At 49.0% G+C, this 14667-nt stretch carries 12 protein-coding genes; 5 read left to right on the top strand and 7 right to left on the bottom strand.

The genetic code is table 11. The annotated features are described in order from the left end of the window. Positions 1-135: 135 nt before the first annotated feature. The 6 genes from MHH92_RS29245 to MHH92_RS29220 all read right to left on the bottom strand — a co-directional run bounded on the left by MHH92_RS29245 (position 136) and on the right by MHH92_RS29220 (position 7424). Complete coding sequence (locus MHH92_RS29245) at positions 136-2031, bottom strand: FtsX-like permease family protein (protein WP_221820001.1); 1896 nt, start codon at positions 2029-2031, stop codon at positions 136-138. Beyond that, entirely contained in the window at positions 2006-2776 is a 771-nt protein-coding gene (locus tag MHH92_RS29240) for an ABC transporter ATP-binding protein (protein ID WP_221820000.1), read from the bottom strand. Before MHH92_RS29240 ends, MHH92_RS29245 begins: the two co-directional genes overlap by 26 nt. A 97-nt stretch (positions 2777-2873) precedes the next feature. Beyond that, on the bottom strand, positions 2874-3875 hold the full coding sequence (locus MHH92_RS29235) for a sensor histidine kinase (protein ID WP_221819999.1): 1002 nt from the start codon (positions 3873-3875) through the stop codon (positions 2874-2876). Then, complete coding sequence (locus MHH92_RS29230; RefSeq protein WP_221819997.1) at positions 3872-4582, bottom strand: response regulator transcription factor; 711 nt, start codon at positions 4580-4582, stop codon at positions 3872-3874. The genes MHH92_RS29235 and MHH92_RS29230 overlap by 4 nt, the downstream gene beginning before the upstream one ends. A gap of 574 nt (positions 4583-5156) precedes the next feature. Next, the gene (locus MHH92_RS29225) at positions 5157-6014 is read right to left on the bottom strand and encodes an aldo/keto reductase (protein WP_340907466.1); all 858 of its coding nucleotides are present in this window, start codon (positions 6012-6014) and stop codon (positions 5157-5159) included. Between the two features lie 195 nt (positions 6015-6209). Then, a complete protein-coding gene (locus tag MHH92_RS29220) occupies positions 6210-7424 on the bottom strand; it encodes an MFS transporter (RefSeq protein WP_340907465.1) in 1215 nt (404 codons plus the stop codon). A gap of 164 nt (positions 7425-7588) precedes the next feature. Between MHH92_RS29220 and MHH92_RS29215 the strand changes: the two genes are divergently transcribed. The 3 genes from MHH92_RS29215 to MHH92_RS29205 all read left to right on the top strand — a co-directional run bounded on the left by MHH92_RS29215 (position 7589) and on the right by MHH92_RS29205 (position 9252). Then, on the top strand, positions 7589-7984 hold the full coding sequence (locus MHH92_RS29215) for a winged helix-turn-helix transcriptional regulator (RefSeq protein WP_017691613.1): 396 nt from the start codon (positions 7589-7591) through the stop codon (positions 7982-7984). Then, positions 7981-8658 carry a TIGR00266 family protein gene (locus MHH92_RS29210; protein ID WP_340907464.1) on the top strand — a complete coding sequence of 226 codons (678 nt, stop codon included), beginning with the start codon at positions 7981-7983 and terminating at the stop codon, positions 8656-8658. The genes MHH92_RS29215 and MHH92_RS29210 overlap by 4 nt, the downstream gene beginning before the upstream one ends. A gap of 132 nt (positions 8659-8790) precedes the next feature. Further along, positions 8791-9252 (top strand): MarR family winged helix-turn-helix transcriptional regulator, encoded by a 462-nt coding sequence (locus MHH92_RS29205; RefSeq protein ID WP_036612197.1) that lies wholly within the window; start codon positions 8791-8793, stop codon positions 9250-9252. Positions 9253-9396: 144 nt separating this feature from the next. Here MHH92_RS29205 and MHH92_RS29200 read toward each other — a convergent pair whose 3' ends face one another. Further along, positions 9397-10371, bottom strand: a complete 975-nt coding sequence (locus MHH92_RS29200) for an aldo/keto reductase (RefSeq protein ID WP_253504216.1) — start codon at positions 10369-10371, stop codon at positions 9397-9399. Positions 10372-10666: 295 nt separating this feature from the next. Here MHH92_RS29200 and MHH92_RS29195 point away from each other — a divergent pair, with 295 nt between their 5' ends. Beyond that, entirely contained in the window at positions 10667-11710 is a 1044-nt protein-coding gene (locus tag MHH92_RS29195) for an LCP family protein (RefSeq protein ID WP_340028094.1), read from the top strand. 189 nt (positions 11711-11899) lie between these two features. After that, the gene (locus MHH92_RS29190) at positions 11900-14488 is read left to right on the top strand and encodes a DUF2339 domain-containing protein (protein WP_340907463.1); all 2589 of its coding nucleotides are present in this window, start codon (positions 11900-11902) and stop codon (positions 14486-14488) included. Positions 14489-14667 lie beyond the last annotated feature (179 nt).

Raw genomic sequence — 14667 nt, 5'->3', positions numbered from 1 at the left:
CGAAAAACAGGAATATCAACATTACGATAATACGTTTACAGGACGTCCTCTATCGGCAATCTGCTATACTCTTCTGTCTCTTTGCATGAACAGGTCGTACAAATCGTCCCCTTGTAACCGTTCTTTAATACGAGATTATCCGGTTCCACCGGACCGAAGCTGCCGCAAATAGCCGCTGCGGATAACTAGGAAGTACACGATTTGAATGATCGCGAATGCACTCAACACGATTATCGACTCTTTGATGAGCGAAAAATTGAACATGCCCTGCAGTGCCGTCAGTGCCACTGCACCGTGAATGAGCGCGATGGCAATCGGCAGGAAGAACAGAATAGCCATCTGGCGAGTGACGATCTTCGACAGCTCACGGCTGGTCAGCCCGAGCTTCATGATTGAAGCGTACTTCGCCTTGTCATCATCCAGATCCGTGTACAGTCGGAAATAGAGGAAGCTGCCGGACGCCACAAAGAATACCACGCCAACGAACAACCCAACGAACATCACTGCGCTATAGCTCTGAAGCAACTGCTTGATGTGGAACGCGAGTGAGAAGAAGCTATCATTCTTGGAGTGGCCAATCTCATTGTTCAGCTGCTGGCCGACTGCTTCTGTCGCCTTCCAGTCACTGACTGCGAACACATAGTAGCCCTCGGACGATTGCGGCTCTGGCAGCTGCTCGTAGCGGTCATCATTCATGACATAGTACTTGTTGTACTTCGACATGTACTCCGACATTAAGAAGGAGGCACTCTGTGTGATCAACAGTGGTTTTCCGCCGCCTTCCACGGCCAGCTCCTGCTCGTCGAAGGATTCGCCTCTTCCGTCTATTGAGTTGTACTGGACGATAGCCGCTTCGTTCGCTCCTAGTTTCAACTTCTGATCCCCGGCGACAACGGCAAATGTGTTGTACATTGACTCGCTGACGATCATCACCGTTTCGTTGCTCTCGGCTCGTTTGTAAGAGCGCAGCTCGGCCTGTAGCTTCGTGAAGGGAATTCCCTCCACGAAAAGTTTATGTTCGATCACATCCACCGCCGAGGCGGCCTGTTCCGGAGAGTTCCCCGCATACGAGATATATTCAAAGGCGAACGGTTTTTCAATCGACTCAGTAAGGATCGTCTTGAACCCGACTAGGGCACCGATTGCTGAGAAAGCGACAGTCGACAGGATCGTCACAAGGAAAAAAGTGCGGGCATTGTCCTTCATCCGATATGCAAGATCGTTGAAAAACAACAAGTTCGTTCGTCGCCAGTATAGCCTCCGGTTGTGCTTCAAGCCGCGGATCGTATATACGCTCAATTGAGTGAACAAAAAGTACGTCCCGACGACGACCGCCACTGTCACTGGCAGCAATGCATACACGACCATCAAGCCTTCGACGACCAGCGACACACCATATCCACAACCGATCAGTGCGAGCGACGCGAGTGACAGCCAGATCGAAGCGCGGGGCTCAGGCCGGGGCTTGGTGGATCCTTTGAGTAGGTCAATCAGCTTGTTGCCACGAAAGAACAGCACCGTGAATAGCGAGATGCCCAGAAAAAGCAGCATGAACGCGGCAAAGGTCAGAACGAGCGCTCGGTACGGCATGTAGAAGGGGAGCTCTTCCTCCATCCCAATCAGCGACTCCGCCGCAAGCAACAATATCTTGGATAGTACCAGCCCGGACGCGACGCCAGTCAGCGTGGCGCCGAAACCAATCACAATATTTTCGATAAATACGAGCCTCCGGAGCTGCATATTGGTGATGCCGAACATGACCAGCAATCCGAACTCTCGGCTGCGCGACTTGATAAAAGCGCTCATTGAATAAAGGACAAAGAAGAATGAGAATAGGTAGATGAGCATCTGCGCCACTAGTAATCCGATCGTTACCGGACTGCCGATTTCTCTCGTTGCCAGCCCCGGATGAAAGGCGAAAACGCCATAGACGAAAAACACCATCACCGCAAATGCGCTGCTGAGAAAATACGCTATGTACAGGCGTTTGTTGCGCATGACGTTATTAAACGCGAATTGTTGAAAGGTCATGCGCATTCCCTCCAAGCAGTGACAGTACATCGATGATTTTTTGGAAGAACGCCTGCTGGCTGTCCCCGCGGTGAATCTCGTTGTAGAGTTCACCGTCCTTGATGAACAGCACACGGTGACAGTAGCTGGCCGCTAGCGCGTCATGCGTGACAAGCAGCATTGTCGCCCCGTCCGCCCGGTTGATCGCCGTCAGCGTCTCCATAACGTCCCGAGATGATTTGGAGTCGAGGTTACCTGTCGGTTCATCAGCCAGCAGCAGCTTCGGCTCGTGAATGATCGCCCGGGCGATGGCCGTTCTCTGCGCCTGTCCGCCAGATACTTCATAGGGCCACTTGTCCAGAATGGAGGCGATCCCAAGCCTGTCAGCGATTCTCTGCGCCTTCTCCTCCATCGTGCGCACCTTCTCACCTTCCAGCGTCAGTGGCAGCACGATATTTTCTAAAATTGTCAGTGTGTTAAGCAGATTGTAGTCTTGAAAAATAAATCCAAGCTGTTGTCGGCGGAACCGGGCGAGCGCGTTGTGGCCCAATTGGTGTGGGTTCTGGCCGTCGATGAGCACTTCACCGGAAGTCGGATTGTCGATCGTCGCGATCAACTGTAGTAGCGTCGTCTTGCCGCTGCCCGATGGCCCCATAATGCCGACAAACTCGCCCTTCTCGACGCTGAACGATATATCGCCGAGTGCCCGGTGCATGACCTGGCCGCTGTAAATCTTGCCCAGATGAGTTGTTCGCAGAAGTTCCATATCCTCGCTCCTTCATGTAGCTGGTGATTTCTTGTTCTCCACCTCAAGTATACGGCGGGCTCGCCGAGCAAACCAATCGACGAAGATTACATTTAGCTTACATCGATGTAAGCTTGACCGCAGTCAAGAAATAAACCCGCACCCGGGTGCCAACGTCAACGGTAGAATCGATCTCCAGCTCGTGGCCCAGTCGGTTGCAAACTTCTTGTGCCAGATGCAGCCCCATTCCCGTCGACTCCCTGAACTTGCGGCCGCTCTCACCAGTGTAGAACGGCCGAGTCACCCGCTTTAAGTCGGCTAGCGGAATACCGATGCCTTCGTCTGCCACCTCCAGCACCGTCTTCGCGCCTTGCCGCCAGGCGCGAATGGCGACGGTCCGGCCGCAGCCAGCAGAGTATTTGATCGCGTTCGACAGCAATTGGGTCAATACGAACCCGATCCACTTCTCGTCGGTCGGCACCGTCAGTTCATCGTCCATCTGAACTTGAGGGTATAGATTATTGACAATGAACAGCCGCTTGTGTTCATTGACCGTTTTTCGCACAACACGTTTAAGTGGCACATGCGCCGCTTGGAAATCCTCCTCAAACGTCTCCAACCGGGTCGCGTGCAGTACTGTCTCTAGCCCCCACTGGATTCGGTCTGCTTCGTCGCGGATGTCGACCTGCCGCCGGTCGCTCTCGTTTTCGGTCAGCAGGTGGATAACCGAAAGCGGCGTTTTCATCTGGTGGACCCATTGGGTAATGAATGTCGAATGCTCACGGCGGCGCCGCTCCATCTCTGTGATACGAGTCATGTACAGTGCATACTGCGCCTGCAGCAGTTGGTCGACTGCCTGCGCGATGGGGGCACTGTTGCCGGAACCAGCCGCAGACTTATCCAGCTCATTTAGCGGCTCCGCAAGCCGATCGTACATCTTGCGATGGCTGATATAGCGCCAACCAGTATAAACTAGCAAGGTGACCATGCCAAGAAATATCGAATAGAGGGCGGTGTACACGTTGCGATAGCCGTCAAGCCAGTAGATCGCCACAACCAGCGTCAACTGAACAAGATGCATAACAAACATGGGCCAATGCTCACGGATTAGTAGCTTCATTTGGGTTCACCCAATTCGTCCGTTTCCAGCACTAGCTTGTATCCGGACCCGCGCACCGTCTCGATACTGCCCGCAACCGCGATCTCCTGAAGTTTCTTGCGGGCACGCGCGATGTTCACGTTCAGTGTGTTCTCGTCCACGAACTGCTGATCGTCCCACAGCCTATCCAGCAGTGCTTCGCGGGTAACGACCAGCGGGTAGCGTAGAAGCAGCAGGTCCAGCAGATCCGCCTCCTTGCGCGCCAATGCGACAGTCGCGCCCCGCCACTTCAGCTCCAGCCGCTCCGGATAGAGGGCGAGCCCGCCTTGCTCGACCATTTTCTCCCGCGCATCCCCCGCATATTCACCGTACACCCGCCGCAACTGGCTGCGCACCTTGGCAATGACCAACTCATGGTGAAACGGCTTGGTCATATAGTCATCGGCTCCGTACTCCAGCGCCATTACCTGATCCATATCGCCTGAGCGGGCGCTGATGAAGATGATCGGACAGGTAGACACTTTGCGGATCTGCCGGCACCAGTAATACCCGTCGTAACTCGGCAGATTGACATCCAGCAGTACAAGATGGGGCTCGTAATGCTGAAACTGCGCCATTATATCTTCAAAATCGTCCGCGTACTGCGCTGTTAAGTTGTACTTTTCCAGACAAGCCTGTAAAAGCGAAGCCAAATTCGGATCGTCCTCCACAATCCATATGCGATACATTGCAACTCTCCTCCTCTGCGTCATCGTGTCCATAAGAAGCACAGTTTGTTTGCTCCACTTGCCCCTAGCGCGGCATACCCGCTCGCAGCCGAGGTAGTGAATGGGGCGACTGTCTCTATATTAACATAAACATAATTGCTGATAATCGTTACAAGCCCATCAAATCTAAGGATAGGAGAACGAACAACATTCGCTATAATGGATATAATTTACTGACGTTAACCTTAAGGATTTGGAAGGCGAGGCAGCTAAAATTCAGCAGATCGTAATAAATGGTGAAACGAAAACCTTCAAATGGGGCAATGTAGCAAATCCCTCCTTTTATCCTCAAATATCGGTCGTTGATTTAGATGCAGATGGGGAAGATGAAGTTGTCATTGTTCTGATCCAAGGCACAGGGAGTGGAGTACATAATTCGAAAGTGCGTATGCTTAGAACAGACTTTATAGAAATATCGGCTTTGATGTGAATCCACGTCAAAAAACCTCCAACTCTCGTACATAATGAGAGTTGGAGGTTTTGCCCTACTTATTTTTGCTGTAAATCAACCCTGAATCATGTGGACAACTTCAATTTAGAAATCGAAGTTGTCCGGGTCAGGTCCAACACGTACATCTTCGTTCAGAGCACTGATCTGATCCATCTCTTCATTTGAAAGTTCAAAGTCGAAGATGGAGGAATTCTCAATAATCCGGTTTTCCTTGGTGGACTTCGGAATAGTAATGACTCCATTTTGCAGATCCCAACGCAGGATGACTTGTGCAACCGATTTGCCTTTGTCTGAAGCAATCGCCGTAAGCACTGGGTTGTCCAACAGTTGACCTTGCATTAGAGGAGACCAAGCTTCAAGCTGGATACCATGCTTCTCACAGAAAGCTTTAAGCTCAACCTGAGTCAGGCGAGGGTGGTATTCCACCTGATTGACCATCGGTTTCACTTTGGCATCCTGCATCAGGTCTTCGAGATGATGAATCTGGAAGTTGCTTACACCAATAGCTTTAATGCGACCAGCCGCGTACAGTTCCTCGATTGCTTTCCAGGCTGCTTTGTATTTGCCTGTCTTAGGCCAATGAATCAGATACAGGTCAAGGTATTCCAGTCCCAGTTTGTTCAATGTGGTATCAAAAGCGGCAAGTGTCTCTTCATATCCAAGGTCTGCATTCCATACTTTAGATGTAACAAACAGTTCTTCGCGTTTCAGGTTGTTTTCTTGCAAAGCTTCTGCAATCGCTTGACCAACACCGGCTTCATTGCCGTATATTGCAGCAGTATCAATGCTGCGGTATCCATGTTTAATCGCATTTTTCACGGCTTCAATCAGTTCAGATCCTTCTTCTACCTTAAATACACCAAGTCCGAACCAAGGCATAGAAACACCGTTATGCAGAGTTACTGTGGATTGTAAATGTTGTGCAGTTTGAGCTGTTGTCATGAGATTTCCTCCTTAAATTGTGTAAAAATCAGTTATATTAAGCTGAATTTTTGTTGTTTTATCATACAAAATTAAATCATAGTAGATCAAATTGGGTTCAACGTATTATAGTATAATAAAATACATTGTGAAACCGGTTCCCCTCGAAGGCTGGAACTGATATATATAAGAGTGAGACCTATGGTCGGATGGAAATTAGCACGAAGCTTTCTCCATTTCGACTGATGCATGTTGATCCTTGCTTTCCAGCATTTTAGCCCAAGCGGTCAGAATTACAGCTACGAGAACCATCAAGGCACCGACCCATGTCGTGTGAATCAAACCGATGGAATCATTGATCACTCCACCCAAATAGGCACCTATAGCGATCCCTGCATTAAATGCGGCGATGTTAAAGGCTGAGGCTACATCCTTGGCCTGTGGTGCATATCGTTCAGCCAAGGTTACAACGTACATCTGAAGACCAGGCACATTCATGAAAGCGAGCAGGCCCATACCCATAATGGTGAGCAGTGCTGCCAACTTAAACGGGACGGTGAAGTACATCACGCCGAGAATGATGGTCTGAATGATGAACATGTAGAAGAGCGCCTTGAGCGGGTTGCGATTGGCTGCTCTGCCGCCGATGATGTTGCCAACAGCAATGGCGATTCCGTACAACAACAGAATGAACGCTACTGTTTTCTCGGAATAACCGCTAATATCATGCAACAACGGGGACAGATACGTAAAGACAACAAATGTTCCTCCGTACCCAACAGCCGTGATGGCAAAAGCAAGCAGCAAGCGTCCACCTGTAACGAGCTTCAGCTGATCCCGAAATGCCGTCCGTGTTCCTCGCTTCAACGTGGATGGCACGAGTATCAGGTTACCGATCATTGCAACGATGCCAACCACAACAATCAGGATAAAGGCGGCGCGCCAGCCCCAATGTTGACCAATGAGTGTACCGAGAGGTACACCGGTTACTGTGGCAATGGTTAGACCGGAGAACATGATGGCAATGGCACTCGCCCTACGGTTGGCAGGTACCAGATCGGCTGCAATCGTGGAGCCAATGGACATGAACACCCCGTGTGCCAGAGCGGACACTACTCGTGCAATGAGTAACATGGTGATGCCCGTCGATAGTGCAGCCAACGTGTTACCCGCAATGAAGACAATCATGATGGCAAGCAGTAGCGTTTTGCGTGATATGGTAGACGTCAGTGAGGTCAGAACAGGAGCCCCAAAGGTAACGCCTAATGCATATAAAGTAACGGTCAGTCCCGCAGTAGTTACGGAAATGCCCAGGTTATCTGCAATGAGGGGCAGTAGCCCAACGCTGATAAACTCTGTGGTACCGATCGCGAATGCACTAATGGCCAGCGCAAGCAATGCCCATGTGCTGCGTTTTGAATCTTGTAACATTTCTTGCTCAACTCCCCAGAATGTAGATTTACGTACCGGCAAATGCTATTATGAGTTATTCGGTATAGATTGAATAGTACGTACTTTTTAGTACCCTACGTACTTTTTGGTGCCTATACAGCATGCGACGGATGTAATTCAATTCATCAGGGAGGAAGCAAGTTATGGTTAGAAAAAAATATAACATCTCGGTTGAAGCTACCCTAGAGGTGATCGGTGGCAAGTGGAAATGCGTGATTCTCTGTCATCTGACACATGGGAAAAGACGAACCAGTGATCTCAAGCGTATTATGCCCGCAATTACACAGAAAATGTTAACACAGCAGCTGAGAGAGCTTGAAAACGACGGAATCGTAAACCGCATCGTATATAATCAGGTCCCTCCCAAAGTAGAATACGAATTGAGTGATTACGGGAGAAGTCTTGAACCGATTCTCAATGCGCTCTGTAATTGGGGAGATCAACATATTGTGAAGGAATACGGAGACAAATCAGCAGTTCTGGAAGATAATGGACTCAATGATTTTAACTCTGACAATAGGGAGCTGGTGCAACCGTGAACTATGAGATTTTATATGATGGTGCTTTTGCGATGCTCAAGGTACATTTGCAGCGGGGAGAGCGGTTCAAGGCCGAGAGTGGTGCGATGGTATCTATGACTCCTACGGTTGAACTGAAGGGTTCAGCAGAAGGTGGGATGTTTGCCGGGTTCGGTCGGATGTTGAGCGGGGAGAAGTTTTTCTTTCAGGAACTGACGGCTGCGGGCGGATCGGCAGAGATTCTGCTCTCACCTTCAAGCATGGGCGATGTAGAAGCTGTTGAATTGGACGGTTCCTATTCACTTTATGTGCAGAAAGACGGATTTCTGGCAGGAACCGAGGGCATTCAGGTGAATACCAAAATGCAAAACCTGAAAAAAGGTCTCTTTTCGGGAGAAGGTTTCTTCATTATTGAGATCAGTGGACGTGGCACTGTATTTCTGTCTTCCTATGGTGCAATCCATGCGGTTAATCTGGCAGCAGGTGAAGAAATGATCGTGGATAACGCCCATTTGGTGGCATGGCCTCATTATGTAGATTACCGTATTGAGAAAGCTTCACAGGGCTGGTTATCCAGTGTAACAAGTGGAGAAGGACTGGTATGTCGGTTCCGGGGAGAAGGAACTATTCTTATACAGAGCCGCAATCCGCAAGGATTCGGACAATGGGTGAAGCAGTTTATACCTGCGCGCTAATTTTTTTTAAGAAAGAACACACAGAGTTGCAACGGATATGTTTCCATCATCGTTATATGAATAATGGATTTACTTCATTGACTGACGGGTATATATTCTGTTGCATAAGGTCGCACATCATGGAGGTATGAGATGACAAGCTCACGGTATAAAAACGCACAAGAAAGTCCGGGATATCTGTTATGGCAGGTAACAGCCATGTGGCAAAAGGAAGTACGCAGGGTGCTGGAGCCCCTCGAACTGACACAACCTCAATTTGTATTATTGCACGCCTGTTTATGGCTCAATGAACACGATGAGGAAGGCAAGGGAGTGACTCAGGTTCAAATTGCTCAGTTTGCCAAGGTGGATGTTAACGTGACTTCTCAGGTTCTACGTGCGCTTGAAAAAAGGGGATTAATTACCCGCGCTCGTCATCAGACAGATACGCGTGCCAATATTATCACAACAACGGAAGAAGGAACCCGATTGGCTGTGGAGGGAATCCATCTGGTCGAGGAATCGGACAAGGCATTTTTCGAAACTTTGGATGAACGTAAGGGAGAGTATTTGGAGATCATGCAGGAGTTTCTTCGCCAAAAAACAGAGAGTTGATCCGTAATATATCTTTTTTTAATTTATTAAACTACAGAATGTAGTGGAACTGGAAAATTTTCTGATTATTAATAATTATAGCGCCTCTGTAAAATACAAATAGACCTCCTGACTTCATCTTGTCGGGAGGTCTATTTCGGTTGCTCAATCGATTCGATAGGATGCAAACGGCTCGCGGCGACGGAAAGAGTCACTGATCTGGTCCAGATCGGCCAACAGTTCATCGGGCAGTGACATGTCCAGACTAGCCAGATTATGTTCCAGCTGTTCGGTGCGTGTAGCGCCCACAATCACTGTGGATACAGCTGGACGTGTCAGTAGCCATGCGAGTGACAGCACACTCGGGGAGCAACCATATGAGGCAGCTTTAGCACTCACTTGTTCACTCAGTTGGATATTATGCTCCAGCAGGAAACGGTTGAAGGACGGATCAGTGTCTGCTCTGGAACCAGAAGGAACACTGGTCTGTCCGTTATATTTACCGGTCAGAATACCACCTGCCAGCGGGAAATACGGGATAATGCCTACACCCTGATCGAGACACATCGGTACCAGTTCCAACTCAGGCGTACGGTCTGCCAGGGAGTAGCTGGTTTGGGTGGAGATGTAGCGCACATAATCTTTCTGTTCACTGATGCCCAGAGCTTTCATCAGCTCCCAGGCTGCGTAGTTGGAGGCTCCGATGTAACGGACTTTGCCGGAAGTGACCATATCATCCAGTGTGCGCAGTGTCTCATCCAGTGGTGTATGCGGATCAAAAGTATGGATCTGGTACAGATCCACATAATCCGTTTGCAGGCGCCGCAGGCTATGTTCCAGCTCTTGTTGCAGATGGTAGCGGGAGGAACCCCGCCCATGAGGACCATCATGCCGGGGTAATCCGGCTTTGGTAGCAAGCACCGCGTTTTCCCGTCGACCTGTGAGAGCCTGTCCAATAATGCGTTCCGATTCCGTGCCTGCGTAGATATTGGCGGTATCGATAAAGTTGATGCCCTGATCCATCGCTGCATGAATAATGCGGGTAGAAGCTGCTTCATCCGCGCGTTTGCCAAACGCATTGGTGCCAAGTCCCAGTGCCGACACACGCAAACCACTATTGCCCAAACGTCGATACTCCATCATTCATCGCTCCTTCTCTATTCGTTTTGTAGAGGTAGTTCAAAAAGTCCACTTTTGATTACGAATGATGCCTGGCGGCATCATCAGCATCGAATATGAAATTCAGCCGAAATGTCCGTTGCTCACGTAGTTTTCCCTACGCTCCGCTACTCCATTTCTAGCTTCATTCCATCTTCTCGGTACTGAAAATCAGACTTTTTGAACATGCATTTGTATAGCAGATTATAACGTAATCTATTGAAAACGTGTTATTAATATAGTTAAATGATTCTAAGAACCCGTTATTAAAGGAGATATGATGGAAAACAGTGCCGCACATTTAACAAGACGGAAGCCGAAGAAACCGAATAAGAAATGGAAAAAGCCATTAATCATCACCCTAAGTGTGCTGCTTGTGTTGGGAGGACTCGGATTTATCTATCAAAAGCAACTCGTCGTGTTTGCCTTTAATTTGTTCGCTTCAGCTACGGTGAAGGAAGCCTTGGATGACTCCTTTGTACCAGCTGGTGATAAGGATGCCCCTGTTGTGGAACATACGGACCCGTTCTCGCTCTTGCTGCTAGGGATTGACCAACGCGATAACGAACCAAGCCGTTCGGATACCATCATCTATTCCGTTGTGCGTCCAGAAGACAATAAAGTGCTGCTGCTGTCCATTCCACGTGATTCCTATACCGAGATTGTCGGCCGGGATGTGAAGTCGAAGATCAACTCAGCATATGCCCACGGTGAAGCCAAGATGGCGATGGATACGGTGGAGAATTTGCTGGGGAACAAAGTGGATTTCTATGCCGCGATTAATTTTAACGGGCTCAAGGATATTGTTGATGCGGTGGGTGGCGTTGAACTGCCAATCAAGAAAAATATTGAGAACAAGCTCAAAATTCATGAGAAGCTGTTTGTTGAAGCGAATAAACCAATCTATAGCGGTGAAGAAGCGCTTGGATATGTGCGTTACCGGGAGGACTCCGATTTCAATCGGACGATGCGTCACCGGATTTTCCTAAGTGCCTTCATGAATCGTGCGCTGGAAGTCAAAAATTTGACCAAGATCCCGGACGTAATCCAGATTGCCGGATCGAATTTTACAACCAACATGACCTCGGACTTTATCGTGAAATTTGCCGAGTCCTTATATATGAAAGATAGCATACCAACGATCAGCAATTACATGCTGAAGGGTGAGGGTGCAACGCGCAGTGGCACATGGTACTACGATCTGTCTGAGGACGATCTGCAATATGTGCGTGGCATGATCGCCAGTTGGCTGGACCCAGATGCGACCGAGATAATTGAGCCCGAGTCAGCGGACCAATCGGAGACGAGTGATGCGGCATAAGCATCGATTCTTGTGCAAATGCTCATATGAATATAAGTCCGGCGAAGCAGTTGCTTCCCGGCTTTTTTGCGTTTGAGATCCTACGGATGAAATATTGCACAGATATATCTAATGTTTAAACCTCTTTTTATGGCATACATATAGTAAAATATAGGGAAAAGATTAAACATCAACCAACGGAGGAAGCTCATGAAGGAGTTTAAGGATCGGCTTCAACAGGTTCAGGAGCAACAAAAGCAACTGGCGAAGGAGTATCACGCCTTGCTCCAGGAATACCAGTCCGATGACCTCATCGTTCAGAATGAACAGCTGCAGGAACAGTACGAAGCCCACAAGCTCAAGCTGCAACAGCTCGAACATCGCTCACGCAAGATGGAAGAAGAGAATGCACGTCTTCGCATGGCGTTATCGGAACAGATGCTGGATGAGAAGCTGAATCTGATCCGGGTATCGCGGGAGAAGATGGAGACCTATTTTCAAGGGAAAACAGCGGTACATAATGATCGAATTGCATTCCATGAACATCGAACCAAATCCAATCTAAACGCGCTGTACAACCAGGCCACACAGGAGTTGCAAGAGGATTCCGATGAGGTGAAGGAGAGGATTGCTTACCTTGCGGCAGAGGTGAATGAGCGTATTGAATCGCACAGACGAGCCGTACGGGATAGAGAAGAGGCTCTGCGTGGGCACATGGAACGTGGATATGAGCATATGGCGGAGGAAGGGTTGAGCGAAGAGACTATTCAACGCCGGATCAAGCAGAATCGCATGGAGATGAAGATTGGACTCAGCTGGATCAACAAGGTAGCCATCTTGCTCCTCATTCTGGGGGTTGGAGCAGCGTTCCGTTACTCGTACTCCACTTGGTTTAATGACGAGATGAAGAGCGGAGCCTTTTTCCTGCTCGGTGCTCTGATGCTCGCCGGAGGAGAGTGGCTGTTCCGCCGGAAAAGGCAGACGTTTGCGATGGGGCTGCTCGGCGGTGGGATATCCGTGTTGTTCGGCTCCGTCTTCTATAGTTACTTTTTACTGCATATTATCGGGTTATATACGGGACTTGCCCTGTCTGTATTGGTATCGGCAATCTCCGTATTGTTGTCCTTGAGATACCAGTCGAAGACCATCTGTTCACTAGGTTTGGTAGGCGGATATCTTCCGTTATTCTCCTACATGTTCTCGTTCGGACTTGAAGGTCCGGCTGTCTATGTAGCCATGATCTATCTGCTGCTCTTAAACGGCATTATTGTGTTCATTTCGTTTGGCAAACGGTGGCCGGTGGTGCACTATATCAGTTTCCTGTTTAACACACCATCCATGCTCATCCTCTTATGGCTGTCGCCAAGTGAGAAAATTGGCATGTTGTATTCCATTGTGACGTTTGCATTATATCTGGGCATTACGCTGGCATATCCGTTCAAACACCGGATGAAGTTAACCTGGTGGGATTTCGCTCTACTCGCCATGAATACGAGCATGAGCTGTCTGATGTTATACGTATTATTTGATGTGGCTGGTTGGAATGATGCTCAGGGTTTGCTGGCGTTGATCTTCTGTGTGGTGTATCTGGGCCTCGCACGATTCGTTCAGCGCCATATGGCTCAGGAGAAACAGACGATTCTGCTCTTTTATGTCACTTCCCTGACGTTCGCCATTCTGATTATTCCGTTCCAATTCGGGGCCAAGTGGTTATCGATGGGTTGGTTAATCGAAGGGGTTCTGTTGGTTACGCTCGGACATATGAAACGGCTCAAGTCGGTGGAACGTGCCGGATGGGGTATCGTGCTTCTATGTCTAATCACTTTTGTGTACTACGATCTGCTGGCGTTATTCTTCATCGGGGAACGTTCGTACTTTATGTTAAAGTACTCCAGCATCACGCTGGGAACTGTGCTTATTACACTGTATTATGCCTGGGCAGTTCACAGCAACTCATCTTCCAGAGAGAGATTTAATTACAGCCCGCTGGAGCTGGGTTTTCTGAACGGATTCAAGTATGTGACACTTGCGAATCTGTGGTTATACGTGCTGTATGAGTCGAATGAATTGTATACCAGAGCTGTCGATGGGACGTTCCTGTTATACATGTTCTACAAGTTACTCATGTTCGCAGCGCTCACCATTGCGTTGGCCTATGGACTGAACAAGGTGAAGCTGCTGCGTGATCAATACGTGCAGGTGTATACCACTTTCTTGCATGCTATTGGCTGCTGTATTGCACTGGCCGTAACCTTAACCATGCCAGCGCTTCAGCCGGAAGTTCAACAGCATACGGCGGCGGAGATTGTTGGTTTGCTGGTGTTAATTATCTTTAACGTAGGGGTATTCTTTGCAGGAAGGGATCTGCTGATTGCAGGCATCCGCGGGCAGTTCAAGAGCATTGAATGGTACCCGGTTATCGCAGGGGTGTATTTGCTCGGTGTCATCACCGTATTCCTGACGATTCAGTTCCAGTGGGGTGATGTGGGGCTGATGTTCAGCCTGATCTATCTGCTGCTGGCGATTCTCTATATTGCCTATGGATTCCGTAGAAAATATGTCATGATTCGGCGCCTCGGCCTTGGCCTAACGTTGTTCGCTACGGGGAAGATGGTGTTCTATGATGTGGGGATGCTTACCTCAGGCAGCAAAATCTTTGCCTATTTCAGCTTCGGCGTACTATTGCTTGGGATCTCTTACCTGTATCAGAAGGTGTCCAGCCGGATGGAAGAAGTACAGTCCAGAGTGACAGCGAAGCCTGACGACGAACCGACTGTGCCGGAGGAAGACCAAGACTGATTTGGGTGTTGAACGACTGTAGTTACCTTTGCGATCATATGGGGAGGGGTTCTTGAAATGGGATTCGACCTGAAAATCATGCTTTGGCAACTGTTATGGATTGCTGGCCCTGTAGCTCTTGTCGTGTATGGCTCGAGGAAATTCGGCGCGAGAAAGAAGCGGCATTGATGTGAGTGTGG

It is taken from the genome of Paenibacillus sp. FSL M7-1414 (assembly GCF_038003195.1).
In the GTDB taxonomy this organism is placed as follows: domain Bacteria; phylum Bacillota; class Bacilli; order Paenibacillales; family Paenibacillaceae; genus Paenibacillus; species Paenibacillus amylolyticus.
This window is presented reverse-complemented; position numbering and strand designations above follow the sequence as displayed.

Bases quoted from the DNA above. Each gene is read 5' to 3' on its own strand.
- MHH92_RS29245 (WP_221820001.1), bottom strand. From the start codon at position 2,031: ATGACCTTTCAACAATTCGCGTTTAATAACGTCATGCGCAACAAACGC.
- MHH92_RS29240 (WP_221820000.1), bottom strand. From the start codon at position 2,776: ATGGAACTTCTGCGAACAACTCATCTGGGCAAGATTTACAGCGGCCAG.
- MHH92_RS29235 (WP_221819999.1), bottom strand. From the start codon at position 3,875: ATGAAGCTACTAATCCGTGAGCATTGGCCCATGTTTGTTATGCATCTT.
- MHH92_RS29230 (WP_221819997.1), bottom strand. From the start codon at position 4,582: ATGTATCGCATATGGATTGTGGAGGACGATCCGAATTTGGCTTCGCTT.
- MHH92_RS29225 (WP_340907466.1), bottom strand. From the start codon at position 6,014: ATGACAACAGCTCAAACTGCACAACATTTACAATCCACAGTAACTCTG.
- MHH92_RS29220 (WP_340907465.1), bottom strand. From the start codon at position 7,424: ATGTTACAAGATTCAAAACGCAGCACATGGGCATTGCTTGCGCTGGCC.
- MHH92_RS29215 (WP_017691613.1), top strand. From the start codon at position 7,589: ATGGTTAGAAAAAAATATAACATCTCGGTTGAAGCTACCCTAGAGGTG.
- MHH92_RS29205 (WP_036612197.1), top strand. From the start codon at position 8,791: ATGACAAGCTCACGGTATAAAAACGCACAAGAAAGTCCGGGATATCTG.
- MHH92_RS29200 (WP_253504216.1), bottom strand. From the start codon at position 10,371: ATGGAGTATCGACGTTTGGGCAATAGTGGTTTGCGTGTGTCGGCACTG.
- MHH92_RS29195 (WP_340028094.1), top strand. From the start codon at position 10,667: ATGATGGAAAACAGTGCCGCACATTTAACAAGACGGAAGCCGAAGAAA.
- MHH92_RS29190 (WP_340907463.1), top strand. From the start codon at position 11,900: ATGAAGGAGTTTAAGGATCGGCTTCAACAGGTTCAGGAGCAACAAAAG.